The sequence below is a fragment of the Cryptosporangium arvum DSM 44712 genome, assembly GCF_000585375.1.
GTDB lineage: Bacteria > Actinomycetota > Actinomycetes > Mycobacteriales > Cryptosporangiaceae > Cryptosporangium > Cryptosporangium arvum.
Window position 1 is genome coordinate 3,951,607 of sequence record NZ_KK073874.1, and the last position, 23,091, is coordinate 3,974,697.

21 protein-coding genes and 1 riboswitch are annotated in these 23,091 nt (G+C 72.2%); of the genes, 9 read left to right on the forward strand and 12 right to left on the reverse strand.

Annotated features, from left to right (window positions below; all coding sequences use genetic code 11):
- Positions 1–38: 38 nt before the first annotated feature.
- Together CRYAR_RS17630 and CRYAR_RS17635 are read left to right on the forward strand one after the other, a co-directional pair.
- Positions 39–2,363 (forward strand): ribonucleoside-diphosphate reductase subunit alpha, encoded by a 2,325-nt coding sequence (locus CRYAR_RS17630; protein ID WP_084700643.1) that lies wholly within the window; start codon positions 39–41, stop codon positions 2,361–2,363.
- Positions 2,363–3,358 carry a ribonucleotide-diphosphate reductase subunit beta gene (locus tag CRYAR_RS17635; RefSeq protein WP_035852216.1) on the forward strand — a complete coding sequence of 332 codons (996 nt, stop codon included), beginning with the start codon at positions 2,363–2,365 and terminating at the stop codon, positions 3,356–3,358. The genes CRYAR_RS17630 and CRYAR_RS17635 overlap by 1 nt, the downstream gene beginning before the upstream one ends.
- A 119-nt stretch (positions 3,359–3,477) precedes the next feature.
- Here CRYAR_RS17635 and metE read toward each other — a convergent pair whose 3' ends face one another.
- On the reverse strand, positions 3,478–5,724 hold the full coding sequence (gene metE / locus CRYAR_RS17640) for a 5-methyltetrahydropteroyltriglutamate--homocysteine S-methyltransferase (protein ID WP_035852219.1): 2,247 nt from the start codon (positions 5,722–5,724) through the stop codon (positions 3,478–3,480).
- A gap of 109 nt (positions 5,725–5,833) precedes the next feature.
- Positions 5,834–6,063: riboswitch (cobalamin riboswitch) on the reverse strand.
- A 205-nt stretch (positions 6,064–6,268) separates the two neighbouring features.
- A complete protein-coding gene (locus CRYAR_RS17645) occupies positions 6,269–6,931 on the reverse strand; it encodes an HAD family hydrolase (protein ID WP_035852222.1) in 663 nt (220 codons plus the stop codon).
- Positions 6,932–7,009: 78 nt separating this feature from the next.
- Here CRYAR_RS17645 and CRYAR_RS47360 point away from each other — a divergent pair, with 78 nt between their 5' ends.
- Positions 7,010–7,219: a hypothetical protein gene (locus CRYAR_RS47360; protein WP_157017845.1), complete on the forward strand. Its 210-nt coding sequence runs from the start codon at positions 7,010–7,012 to the stop codon at positions 7,217–7,219.
- A 9-nt stretch (positions 7,220–7,228) separates the two neighbouring features.
- Here the strand turns inward: CRYAR_RS47360 and CRYAR_RS17650 are convergent, their stop codons facing one another.
- Positions 7,229–7,834: a response regulator transcription factor gene (locus CRYAR_RS17650; protein ID WP_035852223.1), complete on the reverse strand. Its 606-nt coding sequence runs from the start codon at positions 7,832–7,834 to the stop codon at positions 7,229–7,231.
- Positions 7,828–10,149: a sensor histidine kinase gene (locus CRYAR_RS43240; RefSeq protein ID WP_051570510.1), complete on the reverse strand. Its 2,322-nt coding sequence runs from the start codon at positions 10,147–10,149 to the stop codon at positions 7,828–7,830. Before CRYAR_RS43240 ends, CRYAR_RS17650 begins: the two co-directional genes overlap by 7 nt.
- Before the next feature lie 316 nt (positions 10,150–10,465).
- Here CRYAR_RS43240 and CRYAR_RS17660 point away from each other — a divergent pair, with 316 nt between their 5' ends.
- From CRYAR_RS17660 to CRYAR_RS17670, 3 genes are all read left to right on the forward strand, one after another.
- The gene (locus tag CRYAR_RS17660; RefSeq protein WP_063725727.1) at positions 10,466–10,915 is read left to right on the forward strand and encodes a DoxX family protein; all 450 of its coding nucleotides are present in this window, start codon (positions 10,466–10,468) and stop codon (positions 10,913–10,915) included.
- Between the two features lie 23 nt (positions 10,916–10,938).
- Complete coding sequence (locus CRYAR_RS17665) at positions 10,939–11,322, forward strand: VOC family protein (protein ID WP_035852226.1); 384 nt, start codon at positions 10,939–10,941, stop codon at positions 11,320–11,322.
- Between the two features lie 61 nt (positions 11,323–11,383).
- The gene (locus tag CRYAR_RS17670; protein WP_169745052.1) at positions 11,384–11,893 is read left to right on the forward strand and encodes a DUF3291 domain-containing protein; all 510 of its coding nucleotides are present in this window, start codon (positions 11,384–11,386) and stop codon (positions 11,891–11,893) included.
- A 116-nt stretch (positions 11,894–12,009) separates the two neighbouring features.
- On the opposite strand, the gene CRYAR_RS17675 is transcribed toward CRYAR_RS17670, so the two are convergent.
- From CRYAR_RS17675 to CRYAR_RS17690, 4 genes are all read right to left on the reverse strand, one after another.
- The gene (locus tag CRYAR_RS17675; RefSeq protein WP_157017849.1) at positions 12,010–14,832 is read right to left on the reverse strand and encodes a hypothetical protein; all 2,823 of its coding nucleotides are present in this window, start codon (positions 14,830–14,832) and stop codon (positions 12,010–12,012) included.
- Complete coding sequence (locus CRYAR_RS17680) at positions 14,829–16,124, reverse strand: SWIM zinc finger family protein (RefSeq protein WP_035852232.1); 1,296 nt, start codon at positions 16,122–16,124, stop codon at positions 14,829–14,831. Before CRYAR_RS17680 ends, CRYAR_RS17675 begins: the two co-directional genes overlap by 4 nt.
- A gap of 77 nt (positions 16,125–16,201) precedes the next feature.
- Positions 16,202–17,074, reverse strand: coding sequence for an ABC transporter substrate-binding protein (locus CRYAR_RS17685; RefSeq protein ID WP_035852235.1), 873 nt, complete (start codon positions 17,072–17,074; stop codon positions 16,202–16,204).
- A 48-nt stretch (positions 17,075–17,122) separates the two neighbouring features.
- A complete protein-coding gene (locus CRYAR_RS17690; RefSeq protein ID WP_035852237.1) occupies positions 17,123–17,776 on the reverse strand; it encodes an O-methyltransferase in 654 nt (217 codons plus the stop codon).
- A 44-nt stretch (positions 17,777–17,820) separates the two neighbouring features.
- Between CRYAR_RS17690 and CRYAR_RS17695 the strand changes: the two genes are divergently transcribed.
- Entirely contained in the window at positions 17,821–18,423 is a 603-nt protein-coding gene (locus tag CRYAR_RS17695) for a TetR/AcrR family transcriptional regulator (RefSeq protein ID WP_035852240.1), read from the forward strand.
- A gap of 118 nt (positions 18,424–18,541) precedes the next feature.
- On the opposite strand, the gene CRYAR_RS17700 is transcribed toward CRYAR_RS17695, so the two are convergent.
- The 3 genes from CRYAR_RS17700 to CRYAR_RS17710 all read right to left on the reverse strand — a co-directional run bounded on the left by CRYAR_RS17700 (position 18,542) and on the right by CRYAR_RS17710 (position 20,412).
- A complete protein-coding gene (locus CRYAR_RS17700) occupies positions 18,542–18,820 on the reverse strand; it encodes a hypothetical protein (protein ID WP_157017851.1) in 279 nt (92 codons plus the stop codon).
- 20 nt (positions 18,821–18,840) lie between these two features.
- On the reverse strand, positions 18,841–19,260 hold the full coding sequence (locus tag CRYAR_RS17705; RefSeq protein WP_035852245.1) for a VOC family protein: 420 nt from the start codon (positions 19,258–19,260) through the stop codon (positions 18,841–18,843).
- A 549-nt stretch (positions 19,261–19,809) separates the two neighbouring features.
- Positions 19,810–20,412 (reverse strand): TetR/AcrR family transcriptional regulator, encoded by a 603-nt coding sequence (locus CRYAR_RS17710; RefSeq protein WP_035852246.1) that lies wholly within the window; start codon positions 20,410–20,412, stop codon positions 19,810–19,812.
- Positions 20,413–20,494: 82 nt separating this feature from the next.
- On the opposite strand from CRYAR_RS17710, the gene CRYAR_RS17715 reads away from it, so the two are divergent.
- Entirely contained in the window at positions 20,495–21,001 is a 507-nt protein-coding gene (locus tag CRYAR_RS17715) for a GNAT family N-acetyltransferase (RefSeq protein ID WP_051570514.1), read from the forward strand.
- 6 nt (positions 21,002–21,007) lie between these two features.
- On the opposite strand, the gene CRYAR_RS17720 is transcribed toward CRYAR_RS17715, so the two are convergent.
- Positions 21,008–21,823, reverse strand: a complete 816-nt coding sequence (locus CRYAR_RS17720) for an aldo/keto reductase (RefSeq protein ID WP_051570516.1) — start codon at positions 21,821–21,823, stop codon at positions 21,008–21,010.
- A gap of 191 nt (positions 21,824–22,014) precedes the next feature.
- Between CRYAR_RS17720 and CRYAR_RS43245 the strand changes: the two genes are divergently transcribed.
- Positions 22,015–23,040, forward strand: a complete 1,026-nt coding sequence (locus tag CRYAR_RS43245; protein ID WP_051570518.1) for a C40 family peptidase — start codon at positions 22,015–22,017, stop codon at positions 23,038–23,040.
- Positions 23,041–23,091 lie beyond the last annotated feature (51 nt).

Consider the following 23,091-nt stretch of genomic DNA (forward strand, 5'->3'; position numbering starts at 1 on the left):
AGGTCGCGCCGGAGACACCGGTCCAGCGCAGGCCCCAGATGCACGTCACCAAGCGCAACGGCGACGCCGAGCCGGTGGACGTCAACAAGATCGTCAAAGCCGTGGAGCGCTGGGCCGACGACCTCACCGACGTCGATCCGCTGCGGGTCGCGACGAAGACGATCAGCGGTCTCTACGACGGTGCGACCACGGCCGAGCTCGACCAGCTCAGCATCCAGACCGCGGCCGAGATGATCGGCGAGGAGCCGCAGTACTCCCGTCTCGCCGCCCGCCTCCTCGCCGGCTACCTCGACAAAGAGGTCCGCGGGCAGGGCATCGCGTCCTTCAGCCAGTCGATCGCGCTGGGCCACGAACAGGGCCTGATCGGCGACGAGACCGCCGCGTTCGTCAAGAAGAACGCCCGTAAGCTCGACGACGCGATCGACGAGTCCAACGACCTGCGCTTCGAGTACTTCGGCCTGCGGACGGTGGCCGACCGGTACCTGCTGCGCCACCCCCACGCCCGGCTGGTCGTCGAGACTCCGCAGTACTGGCTGTTGCGGGTCGCCTGCGGCCTGAGCACCACCGCCAAGGAAGCCATCGGCTTCTACCGGCTGCTCGCGAGCCTCGCGTACCTGCCGAGCTCGCCGACCCTGTTCAACTCCGGCACCCGTCACACCCAGATGTCGAGCTGCTACCTGGTCGACTCGCCGAAGGACGAACTGGACTCGATCTACCAGCGGTACGCGCAGGTGGCGAACCTGAGCAAGTTCGCCGGGGGCATCGGTATCGGGTTCTCCCGCGTCCGCGGCCGCGGTGCGCTGATCCGCGGGACGAACGGCCAGTCCAACGGCATCGTCCCGTTCCTGCGCACGCTCGACGCCTCGGTGGCGGCGGTCAACCAGGGCGGCCGACGCAAGGGCGCGGCCTGCGTCTACCTCGAGCCGTGGCACCCCGACATCGAGGAGTTCCTCGAGCTGCGCGACAACACCGGCGAGGACGCCCGCCGGACCCACAACCTCAACCTCGCGAACTGGATCCCGGACCTGTTCATGCGCCGGGTCGAGGAAGACGGCCTGTGGTCGCTGTTCGACCCCGACGAGTTCCCGGACTTCCCCGATCTGTGGGGCGAGGACTTCGAGCGGGCCTACGAGGCCGCCGAGCAGGCCGGCCGCGAAGTCCGGAAAATCAAGGCCCGCGACCTGTACGGCAAGATGATGCGCACGCTCGCCCAGACCGGCAACGGCTGGATGACGTTCAAAGACGCCTCCAACCGCCTCGCGAACCAGACCGCCGACAAGAAAAACGTCGTCCACCTCTCCAACCTCTGCACCGAGATCATCGAGGTCTCCAGCGACGACGAGACCGCCGTCTGCAACCTCGGTTCGGTCAACCTCGCCGCGCACGTCGCGGGCACGGACCTGGACTGGGAGAAGCTGCGCGCGACGGTGCGCACCGCGGTGGTCTTCCTGGACCGCGTGATCGACATCAACTTCTATCCGACCCCGCAGGCCGCGGCGAGCAACCCGCGCTGGCGCCCGGTCGGCCTCGGCGTGATGGGGCTGCAGGACGTGTTCTTCGCCCTGCGGCTCCCGTTCGACGGAGCGGACGCCAAAGCGCTGTCCACGAAGATCGCCGAGGAGATCTACCTCACCGCACTCGAGGCCTCCGCGGACCTGGCCGAGCAGTTCGGCGCGCACCCGGCGTTCGCCGACACCCGGGCGGCCCGCGGCGACCTGCAGCCCGACCTCTGGAACGTCGAGACCAGCGGCGAACGCTGGGACGCCCTCCGGACGCGGGTCGGCACCACCGGTCTGCGCAACTCGCTGCTGATCGCGATCGCCCCCACCGCCACGATCGCGTCCATCGCCGGCTGCTACGAGTGCATCGAGCCGCAGGTCTCCAACCTGTTCAAGCGCGAGACGCTCTCCGGCGAGTTCCTCCAGATCAACTCCGCGCTGGTCCGCGAGCTGAAGGACCGTGGCCTGTGGACGGCCGAGGTACGCAACGCGATCAAGCAGGCCGACGGCTCGGTCCAGGGCATCACCGCGCTGCCGGCCGAGGTCCGTGAGCTGTACCGCACGGCCTGGGAACTGCCTCAGCGCGCGCTGATCGACCTCGCCGCCGCCCGGGCGCCGTTCATCGACCAGTCGCAGTCGCTGAACCTGTTCCTGGCCTCGCCGACGATCGGCAAGCTCTCCTCGATGTACTCCTACGCCTGGAAGACCGGGCTCAAGAGCACCTACTACCTGCGGTCACGCCCGGCGACTCGCATCCAGCAGGCGACGGTTGCCGTCGCCGCGCCCAGCACACCCGAGCCCGAAATCAGCGAAGCCATCGCCTGTTCGCTGGAGAACCCCGAGTCCTGCGAGGCCTGCCAGTAATGCTTCTCGACCCCGGCATGGACCTCACGTTGCGTCCCATGCGTTACCCGCACTTCTTCGACCGTTTCAAGGACGCGATCAAGAACACCTGGACCGTCGAGGAGGTCGACCTCCACACCGACCTGCGCGACCTCGCGAAGCTGTCGCCGGCCGAGCGGCACCTGGTGTCCCGGCTCGTGGCGTTCTTCGCCACCGGCGACACGATCGTCGCCAACAACCTCGTGCTCAACCTGTACCAGCACGTGAACTCGCCCGAAGGGCGGCTCTACCTCTCCCGGCAACTGTTCGAGGAGGCCGTGCACGTCCAGTTCTACCTGAATCTCTTGGACACCTACGTCCCCGACGAGAACGAGCGCTTCGAGGCGTTCGCCGCCGTCGAGAACATCCCGTCGATCGCGCGGAAGGCCGAGTTCTGCTTCCGCTGGATCGACTCGCTCGGCGACCTGCACCGCCTCGAAACCCGGGCCGACCGCAGGAAGTTCCTGCTCAACCTGATCTGTTTCGCCGCGTGCATCGAAGGGCTGTTCTTCTACGGCGCCTTCGCCTACGTCTACTTCCTGCGTTCGCGCGGCCTGCTCCACGGCCTGGCCTCCGGCACGAACTGGGTGTTCCGCGACGAGTCGATGCACATGGCGTTCGCGTTCGACGTCGTCGAAACCGCTCGCCGCGAAGAGCCCGATCTCTTCGACGACGAGATGGCCCAGCAGGTCCGGGACATGCTCGCCGAAGCCGTCGAGTGCGAGACCCAGTTCGCCGAGGACCTCGTCGGGCCGGGCGTGCCGGGCCTGTCGCTCATCGACATGCGCGAGTACCTGCAGCACGTCGCGGACCGGCGGCTGCTGCAGCTCGGGCTCGACCCGATGTACGGGTCGTCGAACCCGTTCGGCTTCATGGACCTGCAGGACGTCCAGGAGTTGTCGAACTTCTTCGAACGCCGCGTCTCCGCGTACCAGGTCGCGGTCCCGGGTTCCGTCGCGTTCGACGAAGACTTCTAGCTCTACGCCTGCCGGGCTGGGGCCGGTCGCTCCCGCGACCGGCCCCAGTGGTTCCGGCCGAGTCGTCCCGCTCGTCAGCGGTGGCCGATCACCCACCCTCGCGTGCTGGGGGTGTGCAACTAACTGTCCCGGCGGACCTCGGCGGCCGCGGCCACCAGGTGCGCGAGCGAGGCCTCCACCTCCGCGTAGCCGCGGGTCTTGAGCCCGCAGTCGGGGTTGACCCACAACCGCTGCGCGGGCACGACCGCGACCGCCCGGCGCAGGGCGTCGGTCACCTCGTCCCGGGCGGGTACGCGGGGGGAGTGGATGTCCCAGACACCCGGGCCGACGCCCCGGCTGTACCCGGCCGCGGCGAGGTCGTCGAGGATCTCCATCTTCGACCGGGACGCCTCGATGCTCGTCACGTCCGCGTCGAGCGCGTCGATGGCGGGCAGCACCTCACCGAACTCGGAGTAGCAGAGGTGGGTGTGGATCTGGGTGGAGTCCGCGACCCCGCTGGTCGCCAGCCGGAACGACCCGACCGACCAGTCGAGGTAGGCCTTCTGGTCGGCCCGGCGCAGCGGCAGGGTCTCCCGCAGCGCCGGCTCGTCGACCTGGATGATCCGGATCCCGGCCGCCTCCAGGTCGTGGCACTCGTCGCGCAGAGCGAGTGCGACCTGGTTCGCGGTGTCGGCCAGGGGCTGGTCGATCCGGACGAACGACCACGCGAGGATCGTCACCGGACCGGTCAGCATGCCTTTGACCGGCTTCGAGGTCAGCGACTGCGCGTACGCCGACCACGCCACGGTCATCGGCGCTCGGCGCGTGACGTCGCCGTGGATGATCGGAGGACGGACGCAGCGGGAGCCGTAGGACTGGACCCAGCCGCCGACGGTGGCCGCGAACCCGCCGAGCTGCTCCCCGAAGTACTGCACCATGTCGTTGCGCTCGGGCTCGCCGTGCACGAGTACGTCCAGGCCGAGACGTTCCTGCCGCGCGACGACGTCGGCGATCTCGGCGCGCATCCGCTCCTCGTACCCGGCCGCGTCGAGCCGCCCGGCGCGGACCTCGGCGCGGGCGTGGCGCAGCGCGTCGGTCTGCGGGAACGACCCGATCGTGGTCGTGGCCAGCGGCGGCAGGTTCAGCCGCTGCTGCTGGGCGGCGGCCCGGTCGGCGTAGGCACCCCGGCGCGAGTGCTCCGGGCGCAGCGCGTCCAGGCGGGCGCGGACGGTCTGGTCCCGCCATGCCTCGGGTGCCTCGCCGGGAGAGGCGGGGAGGCCGCCGACGCCGTCGTCCAGGACCTTGCTGAGAGCGACGATCTCGTCGACCTTCTGCCGGGCGAACGCGAGACGCTCCACCAGCGCCGGGTCGAGGTCGGTCTCGGCGGCCAGGTCGACCGGCACGTGGAGCAGCGAGCACGAGGTGGAGACCGCGACGTCCTCGGCCAGGCCGCTCAGCGTGGCGTAGCGCGCGGCCGCCGCGCCGAGGTCGGCGCGCCAGACGTTGTGGCCGTCGACGAGCCCGGCGACGATCGTCGTGCCGCTGACCGTGCCGGTGCCGGCGAGCCGGTCCAGATCCCGGGCCCCGTTGACCAGGTCGAGGCCCAGCGCGTCGACCCGGGTCTCCAGCAGCGCCGGCAGGGCGTCGTCGAGCGCGCCGAAGTACGTGGCGACGAAGATCTTCGGCCGGTGCTCGAGCGCGACGAGCCGGGCGTAGGCGGCGCGGAGCGCGTCGATCTCCGCGGGGGTGCGGTCGGCGTCGTAGGCGGGCTCGTCGAGCTGTACCCACTCGGCGCCGGCGTCGGCCAGCGCGCCCAGGATCTGCGCATGGACCTCGACCAGGTCGTCGAGACGGTCGAACGGCCGGAAGCCCTCCGGCGCACCGTCGGCGGCCTTGGCCAGCAGGAGGAACGTCGCCGGGCCGATGAGCACCGGCCGGGTCCCGGGTGCTTCCGCCAGCTCGGCCAGGGCTTTCGCGGGGTCGGCCGCGAAGACGGTGTCCGGGCCGATCTCCGGCACGAGGTAGTGGTAGTTCGTGGCGAACCACTTGGTCAGCTCGAGCGCGGGCTCGGCGTCCACACCGCGGGCCATCGCGAAGTAGGTGTCCAGGTCGGACAGCCCGAGACGGCGGAACCGCTCCGGAACCGCTCCGACGGCGACCGCGGTGTCGAGCACGTGGTCGTAGTAGGAGAACGTGTTGGACGGGATCGCCTCCAGCCCCGCCTCGCGAAGGGTGCGCCACACGTCGGCGCGCAGCTCAGCCGCGAGGGCGTGCAGGTCGGCTTCGGTGATCCGGCCCGCCCAGTAGCCCTCGACCGCTTTCTTCAGCTCGCGGTGGGGGCCGATGCGGGGATAGCCGAGGACGGTGCTTCGTCCGAAATTACTCATGAGGTCCTTCCCTCGAAGATCCGATGGACCGAAGGAAGGCAGGGGAGGGCACAGCGCAGCCGCCGACCCCGCCCTGACCCTCCCTCGGGGTCGTCGGCGGCGCACACGGGTCGCGTGCGCGGTGCGGGCAGGTCTTCGGACTCGTGGGCTGTTTCCGACCGGCCGGAGCCGGACGGGCGTTCCTACTGGCCGTCGCTTCCCAGGCCGTGGCCGGCCCAGTGCTTGATTGACGGCGGTCGTTCCCACTCACCGCTGCGGGGCAGTCCCGGATTCCCACCGGGTTCCCTCTTACGACGCCCCGTCTGGCTGACGGGGCGAACCAGCACTGCGCTCCATCGTAGACGCCGCACGGGCCCGGAGACCGTCGCAGGGGCGTTGCTCACGGCCGGGCGCCGGGCACCGCCGGGGAAGCGATCGACTTCCGGGACCAACGACTCACGCGTCACGGCGGGCGATGGGCGCCTGTGGTCGCCGGCCGTGGCTCGCCTGGGCGGGTGGCGCTCACCGACGCGCCGATCGCGGTCGCGGTGTGCGGCGGAGTCGCTCAGCGGCTGGCGCGAGCCAGCGGGGTGCCGTCGAGGGCCTGGCGGAAGGCGACCAGCGAGTCGAAGACCTGGAGGACACCGGCCTCCTGCAGTTCCCCGACCGAGAAACCGCCGGTACGGACCCCGAGAGTGGGGATCTGGAGCTTGGCGGCCGCTTGCGCGTCGAAGATCGAGTCCCCGACCATGACCGCGCTGGCTCCCTCGACCTTGGCCAGGGCCGTCGCTATGAGGTCGGGCTCGGGCTTGCTCTTCGCCACGTCGTCGGAGGTGGTCCAGGCGTCGGCCAGGGACTTCCCGTCGATGAGGTCGAGAAACCGGTCGACGTGGTCGGTCCGGCCGGAGCTGGCCAGGACCAGTCGGAAGCCGCGTTCCTTGACCTCGGCCAGCAGATCGTGGGCACCCTCGAACGGCTGGATCTCGTCGATGAGCCGGTCGAACTCCTCCGCCCACGCTTTGCGCAGGTCGTCGCCGTGCGCTTCCTCGATGTCCCGGCCCCCGACCTCGGGCACGAACATGTCTCCGCCCATCCCGATCCCGCGGTGGATGCGCCACAGCGGATGGGTGATGCCGAAACGGCGGAAGGCACGGAACCACGCCAGAGCGTGCTGGTAGTTGGTGTCCACCAGGGTTCCGTCGACGTCGAAGATCGCGGTGTCGGCCATACAGTGTCTCTACCCGGTCCGACGGTCGTCACGCGTCCCACCAGCAGCATCGCACCCGCGAATCCGGCGACGGGCCGGATGTCGGCCAACGACTACGAGCGACTGGAGCAGGGGCACTCGCGGTCCGTGCGGTGGGCCCGTCCGACGACGAGACCACCCATCTCTGCTGCTGGCCGGCACCTGGACGCACTCGGCTGGATGGGCGTGGGGTTCCCGCTGCCGTCCGAGCTCACCGGCTGGGACCGCCGGACCCGCTCCGGCCCGGAACTGCCTGCCTACGTCCGCTGAGCCGTCAACTCAGATCCACCCCGCGTCCTTGGCGATACGGATGGCGTCGATGCGATTGCGCGCGTTGAGCTTCATGACGACCTTCGTGAGGTAGTTCCGCACGGTGCCGAGGGACACGTGAATCGTCGCGGCGATCTCCTGCGGCTCCGCTCCACCGGCGGCCAGACGCAGAACCTGGATCTCCCGGGCGGAGAGGGGATTTTCCCCGATGTCCCAGGCGGTGAGGGCCAGTTGGGGGTCGACGACCCGCCGGCCGGAGGCGACCTCACGAACCGCCTGGACCAGGCGCTCGTACGGGGAGTCCTTGAGCAGGAAACCCGACACGGACAGGGACAGTGCCCGGCGCAGCGTTCCGGGGCGGTCCAGGCCGGTGAGGATCAACGTTCGGCAACTGGGCAGTCGCGCGTGCATCTCCCGCGCGGCCGACAACCCGTCGAGTACCGGCAGATCGATGTCGATGATCGCGACGTCGGGCCGGGTGCGGAGGGCCGTCGGCACGATCTCGTCACCGCGGCCGACCTCGCCGACGACGGTCATGTCCGCCTCGAGCCCGAGGAGCGCGGTGAGCGCCCCGCGCACCATCGTCACGTCCTCGGCGAGCAAGATCTTCAACACGACCGTTCCCAGTCTTCGGTCTCGGTGGGCTCCGTCGGTATTTCGATCAGTAGCTCGAAGGTCCCGTCCGGGTGCGCGTGCGCGACCAGCCTGCCGCCGAGCTGCCCGACCCGTGCGGCGAGGTCCCCGAGGCCGGAGCCGCTTTCGAGGACCGGGTCGGACGATCTCGCCGCGCCGTCGTTCGTGACGTCCAGCCGCACGTCGTCCGCAGTGTGGCAGACCCTGATCCGGCACCGGGCCGCATCGCTGTGACGCAGCACGTTTGCCACCGCCTCCCGGAGGGCGAGGCTGAGTACCGCGTCCAGCGTGCGCGGCACGGGCCGCGCCGACGCCTCGATCGAGAGGTCCACCCCGGCCGCCTCCAGGATGGACGCCGCCGAGTCGAGCTCGGCCGAGAAGGAGAGGTACCGGTATCCGCTGGCCGCGGCCCGCACCGTGGCCAGCGCCCGGTGGGAGACCTCCAGCACCGCGGCCATCTCCGTCCGGGCGAGCTGCGGATCGGTGGCCAGGTGCCGGTGCGCGCTGCGGCAGGCGACCGCGACCTGCGACAGGTCGCGGCCCAGCAGTTCATCGAGGTCACGTGCGAGTCGTAACCGCTCGCGAGCCACCGCCGCCCGGGCCAGTTCGTCGCGCGTCTGGTTCACCTGCACGACGAGCGAGGACAGGGAGCCGATGCCGTAGAGGGTCAGGCCGGTCAGCAGGGTGCTGATCACCAGATAGACGTTCCACTGGAACGACCCGGGCTCAAGCGCCGCGAGCGCGGCGACGGCGACGCCGATCGCGGCGAACAGCAGCCAGCCGCGGCGTCCGGGCAGGGCGAGCAGAACGGTTCCGGCGAGGAACCCGCCCATCGAGCCCCACGGGGCGTCCAACCACAGCAGAGGAAGAGCGGCGGCCACCAGTTGCAGCACCAGGGTCCCGGTGCGCAGCCGGCCGGGCAGTCGGCGCCGGCGGCCGAGGGCGTAGGCGATGAGGACGCTCGCCTGTACCGCCATGCACGCGACGAATCCGATCAGCGAACCGACGGTGATCGGCCGGGACACCACGTTGACGACGGTCAAGGCCGCATAGCCGACGGTCACCGCCACCGCGACCGACCGGGCCACCCGCAGATGCCAGGGCCGGCCACGTCCGATGCGCGCGGCGGCATCGTCGAGCCCCGCCTCGTCCAGGGTCGACGCCGGCGCCCGGCGGGATCCGTCGCCCAGCGGCACCTGCGCCGTCAGGCGGAACCACTGTCCCGCGACGGCCACGGTCAGCGCGCCGCCCACCCCGGCGAGCCGGTCGGCCAGGTTCGTGAGCCCGATGCCCGGCCGCTCCCCGCTGCCCGGACGCTCGCTACCGCCCTGGTCCGGCTCCGCGCCGTCGCTGTCCACGTGCAGCCGGATCTGCGTCGACCCGCGCCGCACCCGCACGGCGCAGTGCCTGGCCCGGCCGTGCCGCAGCACGTTCGTCGTCGCCTCACGCAGCACGACGGCGAGGACGTTCTCCACCTCACCCGGCACGTCGCGGGGATCGGCGACCACCTGGAACTCGATGTCCGCGACCGCGAGGATCGACTCGGCCGACTCCACCTCGGCCGCGAAGGACATCGGCCCGGACCCGCTCGTCACCATCCGCACATCGGCGAGCGACTGCCTGGTGACCTGCAGGACCGCGGTCAGCTCCTCCCGGGCGCGTGCGGGGGCCCCGGGCAGGAGCCGGTGCACGAGCTGGCTGCGCAGGGCGATCGCGGAGACATTGAGGCCGAGGAGATCGTGCAGGTCGCGGGCGATCCGCACCCGTTCCCGGGCGACCGCCGTGCGGGCCAGTTCGCCCCGGCCGGCGAAGACCAGGCCGACCAGGGACGTCAGCGAGCTGATCCCGAAGATCATCAGGCCGGCCAGCACCGTGAAGTAGGTCCCGTACAGGATGTCCACCCAGCCCAGGTGGATCGCCCGGAGGCCGATCAGGACGGCGACGCCCACGGCGGCGTACAGGAGCCAGCGAACCCGACCGGCGACCGCCAGCAGCATCGAGCCCGCGAGGAACCCGGCCATCGCCGCAGCCTGTGCTCCCACCCAGAGCAGAGGCACCAAGGTGACCAGCGTCTGGGCCGTGAGGGTCAGCAGCCTGGTGGGGGCCCGCCAGGTGAGGGGCTCGCGGAACGAATGCAGGAACTGCAAAGGCAGCAGGACGACGAGGCAGCCGACGAACGTGGCGAACTGTGGCCACGGAAGCGTCGTCCAGGTGGAGTTGACCGTGTTGACCGCGTAGCCGAAGAACACGGCCAGCACGATCAGCCGCGCGATGCGCGGGGCCTCCGGACCGACCACGAGCGCGGTCGAGGGGTACCGATGCGGTGACGGCTCCCCTGGGTCGCGGTCGACGTGGCACCCCGCAGGTTCGAGACCGGCCGCCGCTGACGACGTCGTGCCGGGAAGTCTGCCGGGTGATCGTACCCGGGTCGATCCGATCGTCACGTCCCTTCACGTGAGGAATTCACATCGCGGCGATGACGTCTGGTGTCGAGGCGTCCGGGGGCCGCTGCCTACCGTGGTGACCACCTCGGCGGGCGAGCCGGAAGTGGGCACGGAGTTCGCCGTTCCTGCCGTCGGTCACATATCCGAAAACCTCGTGAGGAGGGCATTCATGGCTGCCCGGAAAACGTACTGGAGCACGACGATCGTCTTGGTCTTCGTGCTGTTCACCGGTGGCATCGCGGACCTCGTCCGGGCGCAGGCCACGGCCGAGGGGGTCTATCAGCTCGGCTACCCGCCGATCTTCCTGACCATCCTCGGCACGTGGAAGGTCCTCGGCGCCGTCGCGCTGCTCGCCCCTCGTTATCCGCGACTCAAGGAATGGGCGTACGCCGGCTGCTTCTTCAATTTCTCCGGTGCCGTCGTCTCGCACCTCGTCGCCGGCTCCGCCGTCTCTCATGTGGTCATCACCGGAGCGCTCGCCGCCGTCACCCTCGTGTCCTGGGCGACCCGCCCGGCCGACCGCACGCTGGGCGTGCTCGACGTCGCCGGACGCACCATCGACCCGACCACGTCGCCGCGGCGCATCCCGGTGAAGCCGGACGCGCTCCCCAGCTCGTGACGCTCAGAGAAAGGACGACAGTCATGCCTCTGCAAGCAACCACCATCATGCTCGGGGTGCAGGACCTGGCCCGGGCCAAGCGCTTCTACGGTGACGGCCTCGGCTGCACGATCGATCAGGACCAGCCCGGTTTCGTGTCGTTCACGTTGGGGGGAGGGCCGTCGCTGGCGTTGTACCCGTGGGAGGCGGCCGCGCGTGACGCCGGCGTCCCACCCGCCGGATCGGGCTTCCGTGGCGTCTCGTTCCACTACGTCGTCGACTCCGGCGAGGCCGTTCACCAGGTTCTGAAGGACGTCACGGAGGCGGGTGGAACCATCGTGCGGGAAGCGGTCGACGCGCCGTGGGGCTGTTCCGGGTACTTCAGCGACCCGGACGGCTACCTGTGGAAGGTCGCCGCCGCCGCTTGAGGCCCGGCCGCCTGGACGAGGCGACCGATCGTCCGGTGGCGTGCCGTCTATGCTCGGCGGGGTGGGCAGTCGTGAGCCACGGGACGCCCCGCCGGGTGAGCGGTGGGATCTGGCGCAGGCGAACATCGCGCGGTTGCGCCAGCCGCTCGGCGACCCGCGGGTGGCCGAGTTCGTCGCGGCGCTGGACGCGGTCTACCGCCTCGCGGAGCACTCGCCGGGTTTCGTCTGGCGGTGCGCGACCGACGAGGGCCACCCCGGGGTGGACCCGACTGACCCATTGACCGTGGTGAACGTGTCGACCTGGCGTTCGTATCAGGCGCTGCACGAGTTCACTTATCGCAGCCGGCACGGGCATTTCGTGCGCAGGCGCCGCGAGTGGTTCGATTCGCTGCCCGGTCCCACCACCGTGCTGTGGTGGGCACCGGCGAACGCGCAGCCGACGATTCCCGAAGCGCTGGCCCGGCTGAGCGTCCTGCGCCGGTACGGGCCGCAGCCACCGGCATTCGGGATTCGTCAGCGTTTCCACCCGGACGGTCGGCCGGAGCGGCCGTGGAGTGGTCGACCTCGGTAGGGCGCGCGGTCGACCGGGAGGTCGGAGTCCGATGCGTCCGGTCGTCGTGCTCGGCGCTCCCGAGCACAGCGCGGGAGCCCGGACGTGATCCGTTGTTCGGCGGACACGGGCTGCCGTCACGGCCGCGCCGCGAGGGTGCGGGCGAGGCGGCCGGCCTCGGTGACCAAGCGGGTGCGACCGCCGCGGAGGGCGACGTCCTCGAGGTCGGGAATGGTCTCGTGTGCTCCGACCGCGGACGCGGCGGCGCTCGCCAGCGCCAGGAGGTCCGGCCCGCCCGCGCTCGCGGTGAGCGCGGCGGGTACGAGGGCACGGGCCGCCGCCCAGACCTCGGCTGCGGCACCCGCGCGCAGCGCCCCGGTCAGCGCCTCGGCGACGCGGCGCAGCACGAGAAGGCCGGCGTCGTGAAGGGCGGCGAGTTCGTGGCCCACCAGAGCGCCGACGTCGGCGCCGCCGAGGTCGGCGCGCGCGGCCGTGATCACGAACGCGTCGGCGGCCGCGAGTCGTTCGGCGGGGCGACCGAGCGTGAGGCCGTAGGCGAGGCAGAGCGCGAAGGCCGGACCGAGCGGCCCGGACGCGCGAGCCAGTGACGGCAGTAGCGCGCCCCGGTCGCTGCGGACACTGCCGTCACTGGCTCCGGCGAGCAGCGGCTGCAGGTGCGCGGCGACCAGTTCGCGGTGGCTGGGCGCGGCCAGTGGCCAGGGCACCGCGCTCAGTACGTAGTGGAACCCGTCAGCGTGTTCCGGTGGGCGGCTGAGCAGTTCCGGCGGGAGCGTGAGATCAGGATGCGTCAGCAGCGGGAAGGTCGCGGTGCGCCGGTACGCCCTGGTGGGCCCGCACCCGCACGGCAGGTACGCCTCGTCGAACCGGTTGCCGTGCCGGCACCGCTGCTGCGGGACGTCGACGATGCGGATGTCCGGGTCGGCGAGGCCACCGCCGGCCAGCCACCGGGCGAGGGCGCGCCCGGCCGGCGAGCGTAACCGGGCGGCGGCCTCGGCGACCCGGGGCTCGACCACGCGGGGAAGGCGGAGCAGTGCCTGGGTGAGGTCGTAGGGGCCGGGGCGGGTGCCCGCGGCCTCGGCCGCGGCGACGAGGTCGAGTACGCGTACCGGGTCGACGTGCCCGTCGACCGTGGCCGGCGTTGCGAGCAGCGCGGCCGGAGGTTCGCCGGCCAGCTGTTCGGCCAGCTCGACCGCGCGTCGAGCGGTGAGGTGGGACAGGTGGGCCGGATTGCGTTCGTACTCGTTGAGCGCGTATCCCCGGCAGACCCCGGTCACCGCCGACCGCATCATCAGCACCACCGAATCGGTCCACTCCGGGAGCAGCGGTGTCAGGGCCGCCGACACCGCGGCCCGGTCGGCGCGCACGAACACGGGCAGGGCGGCGACGAACCGTTCGAACACCAGGGGATCGGCGCGGTTGCGCAGCAGGGACGCCCCGGCGGCGGCCAACTCGGCCACCGACGCGATCGGCGGCGGCATCGGCGCCGGCGGCGGTATTAGTACCGGCCGTGGGATTAGTACCGGCCGTGGGATCAGTACCGGCCGTGGGATCGGTACCGGCCGCGGGATCGGTACCGGCATCGGCGCCGGCAGCGGCAGCGGTATCAGTGCCGGCGGCGGGATCGGTGCCGGCGGCGGGATCGGTGCCGGTATCGGCGGCGGCGCCGGGTGGGCGGCGGTCCGGTCCACGTCCACGGCCGCGGCCGCCGCGGCGGTGCCGACGTGCGGTCCGTCCAGCAGCGCGTAGGCCTGGCGGCGCAGGTCGCCGTCGAGAGCGTCGGCGGCGTCGCGCACCATCGCGCGCCCTTCGGCACCGAACGTGGGCAGGTGTCGGGCGGCCAGCGTGAGGGTGCGCTCGGCCAGGTCGACCGACTCGTTGCCGATACCGGCGGTCAGCGCGGCGAACACGTGCGGGTCGGGGGTTCGGCGCAGCACCGCGTCGAGCCAGCCGAGCGTCGTCCGGACGAGCTTCTTCTCCGGCCGGGGCAGCACGGCGTATGCGGCCTCGGAGATCGCGTCGGCGGGAAGCCGACCCGCGTCGTCCGCGGCCCGTAGCGCCACCAGAGCCGAGTCGGCGACGGTCACGTGGGGCGACGACAGCATGCCGAGATACTCCTGGCGGTGCTCGGCGTACTCAGCCGTGGTGGGTGCCAGCGACCGGTGGACCCGCACGACGACGCGGACGGCTCCCGGGCGATCGCCGATACGCAGCCGCAGCAGGACATCAGCGAGCAGCACGGCGCGTGGGTAGTGGCCGTCGGTGACGAGCCGGGCCAGCGCCGGCGGCCACTCCTCACGCAACTCGGCGGCCACCCGCGGGATTCGGAACACGTGCGGCAGCAGCAGCGCGGTGTGGGGGTGCGCCCGGAGACGTTCGGTGACGTCGACCCGGCCGATCTCGCGGATCCAGCCGCGCACGACCGCTTCGGTCGGGGGCGGGGCCAGCCCGGCCGCGGTCAGCAGCCCGCTGACCATCGGCCAGTGCCGGTCGACCTGGGCCGGTCGCAACCGGTCGGCGAGCGGGCGTGCGACGCTCGCCGGCGCGGGACGCCCCGGGGCGGAGACCACCCGGGTCAGAGCGGCCACCGCCGCGAGCGACGGTGTCCTCCAGAACCGGTCGGAGCGCAGCCAGGTCACGACGTCGGCCGCGCGTGGCAGGCACGCCGCGCCGGCTATCCGCAACACGTCCTCGCGATTCCGCTCCAGGGTTTCGTGCCGCCGCCATGAGCGCTGGTATCGGTCGTGGACCTCTCGGAGGTCGAGAGAGGGGCCCGAGTCCTCGTACTGGGGAAAGGCCGGCCGATCCGGCCGGTACGCCTTCAGGCGGGGGGCGAGCGCACGCCGCTCGGACTCGGAGAGAGCCAGCAGCGCGTCCGTCGCCTGTTCGACGTGGCCACCCTCGACGCACGAGATCAGCTGCTCGAACATGGGGTCGCTCATGCCGGGCCGCCTGCGGCGAGCAGCGACACGGCGAGGACGTGCTTGCACGGCCCGCGCCGCCCGTACCGTTCGGACCACCACGGGCAGGTGCACCCCCAGGTGCCGTCGGCGCCGCGGTGCACGAGCCGGGTGCCGACCCGGTAGCCACCCGCGACCGGCTCGATCTCGCCGGCGGCGACGAGTGCGCGGGCCGCCGCGTGCCGAGGGTGCGCCACGGCCAGCAGGTCCGGCCGGTAGGGCAGCTCACGGTGGAACCAGCCGGCCTCGGACCAGTCGTAACCGACGGTGCCGGAGGTGGCAAGCGCCGCGAGGGCACCGCGGACCTGCGCACCCGAGAGTCCCTCGGAGTTGGCCGAGGCGGCCGGGTCGACGGTTCCGTCCCCGCCGAGTTCGTCGGCGAGCGGGTCGGCCGCCGCGAGGTGCGGCAGCAGACCACCCTCACCGGACAGGCCACGGTTGATCCCCGGCGACAGCAGCACGGAGAACCGGACGGCGCCCAGGTCGAACTCCCAGCCGCTGGCCGTCGGCGCGCTCCCCGCGGCCACGGGAGGCCCGTAGAGCCGCAGCGTGCGGGTGAACGGCAGCAGCGGCCGGACGAGGCTGAGCCGGTGCGCCCCCGCCAGACACACCGCGCCCGGCGCGGCGACGGACGTAGCGCGCACCGAGCGGCCGGCGGGCACGAACCAGCGATCGTCGCCGCGATGTGCTGGCAGCCGGTGCAGCAGCGCCGCGGCGTGCCCACCGGGAATCTCGGCCCGTAGGTCGAACCCGGCGGCGAGGAAGCCGGCCTCGGCCAGGCCGCGCAGCCAGCGCTCGGGCAGCGGGACGCGCTTCTCGACGACATGCGCGTTCCGCGTCGTGACGGCGAGTTCGTCGGGCCCGATCGTCAACCGCAAGCGATCGCCGCCGCCGACCTGGGTCAGAGCCGTGTAGAGCGGCGGGTTGACGTCGACGTTCGTCGTGCCGCGCGCACGAATCTCCCCGTCCAACGCGGCCGGCAGCACGTCCAGGCGGGCGTAGAGCCCGCAGCAGCCGGACAACGTCTCGAACCGCAACCGCTCCTGCGCGCAGGTGACCACCGGATCACGCAACCCCCGGGTGCCGATCTGGTCCCGTCGAAAATCGGCCGCGGCGACGTCGGCCAGCGTGGCGAGGCCCATCGCGGCCGGCCGCGCCGCGGTGAGGAACCCCGTGAAGTACGACGCGTGACGCCCGGCCGTCTCGAGCACCAGCCCGTCGCCGGCCAGCGCCGAGGGCCGCCGATAGACGACCTCCTGGATTCCTGCGGTCATGGATCGGCACGGTACTGACGCCCTCCGACAATTCCTGATCCCGATCGCTGCCGACCGAGACCCGCGGCTGAGCGTCGTCAGCGCACCCGGGTGACGGCCTCGGGCCGGGGTGGGACCGCGTCGGGGTGGAGGATCGCGGCGATGGCTTCGACGCCGTCGATCAGGCGGGGGCCGGGGCGGACGACGAGGCCGTCGGCGTCGATCGCCCAGATCTCGGCGTCCGGGAACCGGTGCGCGATGCCGCGGGCCTGGTCGGTGGCGGCGTCGAGATGGGCGCCGCACGGGCTGACGATCACTACGTCCGGCCGCGCTCCGGTCAGCTCGTCCCAGGTGGTGGCGGCGGAGCGGGCTCCCGGCCGGGCCGCGAGCGGCTCGCCACCGGCGGCGGTCACCAGGTCGGGGATCCAATGCCCGGCCGGGAACGGTGGGTCGATCCACTCGACGACGACCACCCGGGGCCGGGGCCGGGCGGCGACCGCGTCGCGGACGGCGTCCAGCCGGGCCCGGAGCCGGGCGAGCACTGCCTCGGCTCGCTGCGGGACCCCGGCCCGGAGTCCGACGGCGGAGATCGTGCGCAGGACGTCGTCCAGGGAATGTGGATCGAGGGAGAGCACGTCGGCGCGGCACCCGAGGTGGTCGAGGGCCCGTTCGACCTGCCCGGAGGGCAGGGCGCAGACCCGGCAGAGGTCCTGGGTGAGGATCAGGTCCGGCTGCAGGCGCGCCAGCGCACCGGCGTGCAGCGTGTAGACGGCCGGGCCGGCTTCCCGCACGTACGCGTCGATGTCGCCCGGTGTCATCCCGCGGGTGTCGCGCCCGCCGACCACGACCGTCTTCTCGCGGCGGGCGTCCGAGGGCTCGTCGCACTCGAACGTGACCCCGTGGAGCGACTCGCCCAAGCCGAGGGCGTAGACGATTTCGGTCGCTGAGGGAAGCAGGGACACGACGCGCACGTCACCATCCTGCCTCGCCGGGGTCAGCGGTCCCGGTCCGGTCGGGCGTCAGCTCGCGCGGCAGCTGATCTCCATGCCGTCCTCGACCGGGAACGCCACGCTCACGTAGCCGTTGGCCGGGCTGCGCACGTAGCGCAGGTAGTCGGCCATCGAGTCGAAGGTGGTGTCGTCGGCGACCACCAGTGCCCCCGGGGCCAGCCTCGGCTCGAGCGCGCGCAGCACGTCGAGGCAGGCGTCTTTCCACCCGTCCAGCAGCACCAGGCCGATCGGCCCCGGCACGTCGCGCAGCGTCTGACGGGCGTCTCCGGGCAGCAGGGTGACCTGGTCGGCGACGCCGGCCTCGGTGAGGTTGTCGCGGGCGGCGGCCAGCTTCGTGGTGCTCAGTTCGCTGCCGTACACGTGCCCGGTGCCGTTGTCGGCGACCGCGGCGGCGAGGTAGATCGTCGAGATCCCGAAGGAGGTGCCGAACTCGACGACCGTGGTGGGGCGGGCGGAACGCGCGAGGGCGTAGAGGAGGTCGCCGCCGGCCGCGGAGATCGGCATGTAGACCTCCGCCCGCGACTCGGCGCGCTCGTGGTCCGGTGCGGCGAGGAACGCGCGGGGGTCGGCGAGGTCGGTGACCTGCTCGTCGTCGTGCGCGGCGGCGGCGAACAGGCGGTCGAGGACACGGCGGACGGACGGGTGCGTCAAGGTCGTAGTCATTGCCCTAGAGTAGACGCAACGTTGCGTCCACTCTAGGGGGACTGATGGGCGATGGTCACCACGGCAACCGGCACGGCCGCAGCGAGGCCGCACGGGAGGCCGTGCTGGAGGCGGCCGACGACCTGCTCACCGAGCGGGGCTTCGCCGGAGTGACGGTGGAGGGCATCGCGGCGCGCGCCGGAGTCGCGAAACAGACCATCTACCGGTGGTGGCCCTCCAAGGTCGACATCCTCCTCGAAGCCCTCGGGTCCGACCTGGCCCAGCACCTCACCCCGGCCGACCGCGGCCCGATCGCCGAGGATCTGCGTGCCCATCTCCGGGCGCTGGCGCGCTTCCTGACCCGGTCCGATCCGGGAACGGTTCTTCGAGCCCTGGTGGGGCAGGCGCAGCACGACCCGGAGCTGGCGGCGCGGCTGCGGAGCGAGCAGCTGGCCCCGCAGCGTGAGCGCGAGACGGAGCGGCTGCTCCGCGCCGTCGAGGCCGGTGAGCTCCCGGCGGACCTCGATCCGGGGAGCGCCGTCGACCAGCTCGTCGGTCCGGTGTACTACCGGGTTCTGGTCACGGGGGAGGCGGTGCTCCCCGCGTTCACCGACGCGCTCGTCGACGGCTTCCTCCGCGCGCACGGGAGCGTCGAGAAGCCTTCCTGACCAGGTCCGGACGTCACGCCGGCGGTGCGCTCGCCGTGGCCCCGAGTCGGCACACGGGGCGCCCGGGACCGCCGTCGGCAACGGTGACGGCTGGGAGGCACCGGCGTCCCGGCCGTGGTCAGCCCCCGCGGATCCGCAGGTCGATCACCATCTGCGCGGCCTCCGTCATCCCCGCGCGCGGCGGCTCGGATCCCGACGACTCGATCCGCCGGTGGGTCTGCGCGATCGTCGTGACCTCCCGATCCGACAGCGGCAGGGCTTTCCGCGCCCGCAGCGACAGCGCGGTCGGCTGCCATGCGGCGATCCACCGCGAGCGCTCATCGTCGTCCATCTGCTCCCAGGCCCGACTGACCTCGATGGACGATGCTCGGGCCAGCCGCTCAGCGAGAGCGTTCACCTCCCCGCCCCGCCGTCGACTCATTCTGTCGCCCGGGTGGTGTCGGGGCGGGCGTGGGCGCACACCTGGAGCACCGCGCCGTCGGGGTCGACGACCCGCATGATCCACTGGGTGGGCAGCCGCTCGATCTCCCCGATCCGCGCGCCCGCCCGGACCATGCGGTCGCGCAGCGCACGCAGCTCGTCGTGGGATTCGACCGCGAGACCGAACCGCTCGGTGGTGGAGCCGAGGGCGTCGGTGGCCGGAGCGCCGGACCGGTTCTCGACGATCTTCACGTAGCGCGTGCCGCCGAGCTCGACGATCGCCATCCGGGGATGCCCGTGTGCTGCCTGGCCTTCGAAGACCTTCGTCGCGTCGAACATCTCGGAGTAGAACCGTACGAGGCGATCGACGTCGGCCGTGACCGCCGTGACGTGATTGATTCCGATTGTCAGGGGCATGGACCGATCCTGACATGCGGCACGGCCGTGGGTCGGATTCGTCCGCTGCGGTCGACGACAGCCTGGTCCCGCTGTTCCTGGTGACGGCGGTGTGGCATCTGGTGCTGCGCCGCGGCCCCGGGCGAGCCGGCACGACAGCCGGCAACCCGGGCCGGACGACGCCACCGGCTACCCGGCCCGCTGACCCGGGACCACCCTGCCGCCGGCGGAACGAGGGAGGACCGCGGTGGAAGACCCGACCCGCCCTCTGACCGAGCCGCATCCCCGGGCCGACGCCGCCGCAGCCCTGCTGCGGCGCAGCCCGGAACAGCTTCGCGAGAGCGTCGCCGGACCGGCGTGAGATGGCCGAGGACGTACTGGCCGGCCGCACGACCCTGCGCGGCGCGGCCGGGTTCTCCTTCCACCAGGACGCGCTGACCGCGCGGTTGGTGGAGTTCCGCGAGTGGCAGCGGACCGCCGACCCGGCCGACGTCGAGGCCGCCGTCCGGGATGCCCGAGCGGCCACTGCCTCCGAACCGCACTGTGGACAGCGGTGGACGAGACCCGCGCCTACGGCGTCCGTAGGGCGGCGCGCATCGCGTGCGCCGCCCAGGTGCCGGCGTCGGTCTCGCCGTGCAGCAGGCGCGCCGGCCCGACGCCGGAGGCGATCGCGTCGAGGGTGAAGGCCGCCTGGTGCGGGTCGAGGTCCGGCGGGAGGTCGCCGTTCCCGATCGCGGTGGTGATCTCCCGGACGAGCGTCGCGCGCCACTGCCGGACGCCGCCGGCCAGTTCGTCGCGCACCCGGCCCGGCCGGCCGTCGAACTCGTGGGAGAACGTCGCCACGCAGCATCCGCCGGGGTAGCCGGGAGCCATCGCGTAGCGGGCCCACGCCTCGCAGACCCCGGTGAGCCGCGGCAGGCCGCGCTCGAGATGCCGGGCGGGCTCCCACACCCGGGCCACGAAGTTCGCGAGCACCAGCCGCACGGTCTCCAGCTGGAGCTCCTCCTTGCTGCCGAACTGCCCGAGCACGCCGGACTTGCTCATCGACAGCTCGGTCGCCAGCCGGCCGATCGACAGCCCCTCGAGACCGTCGACCGAGGCGATGTCGGCCGCCGCCCGGAGGATCGCGGCGCGGGTCTCCAGCGCGTCCACCGCGCTTCGTCGTCCGGTCACGCCGCTACTTTAGCGCACGGTCGTTCGCCTTTGACGTCCGAACGATCGGACGCTAAATTCGCCAGGGACTACGGGAGGTCCGATGACTGTCCTTGACCACGCCGCGACGTTCGCCGCCCCGGTGCTGCGGGTGCGCGAGGCGACCGCCGCCGACCTGACGGCCGTCAACGACCTGCACCGCCGATGTTCGACGCGGACGCTGTGCCGCCGCTATCACGCGGGCCGCGACCGGCTGAGCGCCGCCGAGTGGAGCCGGATGGTCGATCGCTCGCTGGGGCACACGCTGCTGATCGCCGACCCGGCGGTGGGCGACGCGCTGATCGGGTTCGCGAACGTGATGCGGACGACGTCCGACGGCGCGGCCGAGGTGTCCCTGCTACTGCACGACGAGTGGCAGGGCGTCGGAATCGGTCGGGCCATGGCCCGGTATCTCGTGCTGTTCGCGCGCCGGCGGGGGTTCACCGACGTCGTCGCGTGGGCCGAGCCCGACAATCGCCGGGCGGTCGGCCTCCTCCGCGGGATCGGCGCGCGGCCCGAGGTCATCGAACCCGGCGAGGTCCGCTGGACGCTTCCCCTCGGGCCACGCTGAGCGCCGCTACCACCACGGGTGTTCGAGCGCGCGGTCGGTCGCCTGGGTGCGGTCCAGCGCGTCCAGTGCGGCCACGTCGTCCGGTCCGAGCTCGAAGTCGAAGACCTGCGCGTTCTGCTCGATCCGCTCGCGGTGGGTGGACTTGGGCAGCACGATGAGCTCGCGCTGCAGCGCCCAGCGGATGAGCACCTGGGCGGGGGTCCGCCCGAGCCGCCCCGCGATCTCGGCCACCCGGGGGTCGTCCAGGTGGCGGCCGGTGCCGAGCGGGCTGTAGGCCTCCAGTGCCACGCCGCGGCTCTCGCAGGCCTCCCACAGTTCCCGGCGGAACTCGAACGGGCTGAACTGGACCTGGTTGACGACCGGCGGCACGTCGGCGACCTTCCGCACCGCGTCGAGGTCGGAGACGCTGAAGTTCGAGACGCCGATCGAGCGCGCGTAGCCGCGTTCGTGAGCGCGCTGCATTCCGTCCCAGGCCCAGGTCGGCCCGCCCTGGGGCCAGTGGACGATGTACAGGTCCACCGACTCGACGCCGAGGCGCTCGAGGCTGCGCTGCGCCTCGGCTTCCGGGTCGCGGAGCCCGGGGTTGAACTTGGTCGTCAGGAACACCTCGTCGCGGGCCAGTCCGCTCCCACGCAGCGCCCGGCCGACGCTGCGCTCGTTGCCGTAGGCCTGGGCGGTGTCGATGTGGCGGTAGCCCAGCTCCAGCGCCCAGCGCACCGCGTCCTCGCACTCGCGGCCGTCCGGGACCTGCCAGACGCCCAGTGCGAGCAGCGGGATCTCGTTGCCGTCCGCGAGCGCCCGCGTCCGATCGTCCGTTGCCATCGTGTTCTCCTCCTCGTGGTGGCCGCCGACCGTAGCGGGGTTCCCCGGGCGCAGCGTTTCAGGCTTCGAGCGCCGAGCCCGAAGGGAGTCATAAGACTCATAAAAATGCAGGGTTACGCGGTGCGCACTCCCGGCGACTCCGAGTCAAGGTCCTCGGGAACGCCGTCGAGGAACCAGGGAGCGCTGCGCCAGTGCGATCCGTCCGGACCCACGCCCGTCGTCCGATCGCTCTGCTGGGCGTCGTCGTCGCCGTACTGGGCGTGGTCCTGCTGCCGGGCGGTGGCGCCACCGCGGCGCCGTCACCCGCCGACGCCGCGCGTCAGCTGCACTCGCTCGGCGTCACCATGGACCGCCTCAACGAGCGGGCGAACAGCGCACGGGCGCAGCTGCGGCGGGTGGAGGCGCAGCGGGTCGGCCTGGAACGCCAGCGGGCCGCCGCGCAGGTCGCCCTCGACGAGTCCCGCGCGCAGGTCGGTCAGATCGCACAGTCCGCCTACCGGGACGGTGGCCTGCGGCTCTCCTCCTCCGTGCTGGAGGGCTCGCCCGGGGACTTCTTCGCCCGGATGTCGACGCTGGAATGGCTCAGCGACCAGCAGCGCGCGACGATCGCCGCCGCGAAACAGCGACAATCCCAGTTCGACGACGCGACGGCGCGCGTCGAGGGGCAGGTACGCAGCGCCCGGCGGCTACGGGCACGACTCGACCGCCAGAAGACGGAGCTGGCCGCGCGGATGCGCAGGTGGGAGAAGCTCAAGGAGCAGGTGCCGCCCCCGCGCGCCGAGCCGGACCCGGAGAACGACGCGCCGCCGCCGCGCCCGGAGGACGACGCACCGCACCCGGACACGCGTCGTCCCACCGACGTCGGCCCGGCGTCCGGGAACGGCGCCCGGGTAGCGCGGTTCGCGCTCGCGCAGCGGGGCGAGCCGTACGTGTTCGGCGCCGCCGGCCCCAACGCCTGGGACTGCTCCGGCCTGACCCAGAAGGCCTGGGCGCAGGTGGGCGTCCCGCTGCCGCACTCGGCGCATCAGCAGTACTACCAGATCCGGCACGTCCCCCGGTCCGACCTGCGGGTCGGTGACCTGGTCTTCTTCTACGGCCTCGAGCACGTCGGCGTGTACATCGGCGGCAACCGGGTCGTCCACGCCCCGACGCCCGGCGAGTCGGTCACGGTGACGAACCTGAACTACATGCCCTACGCCGGCGCGGGACGCCCCTGACCCGCGATCCGGCGACGCCGTCCCGCGACGCGACTCGGGAGTTCGACCGCC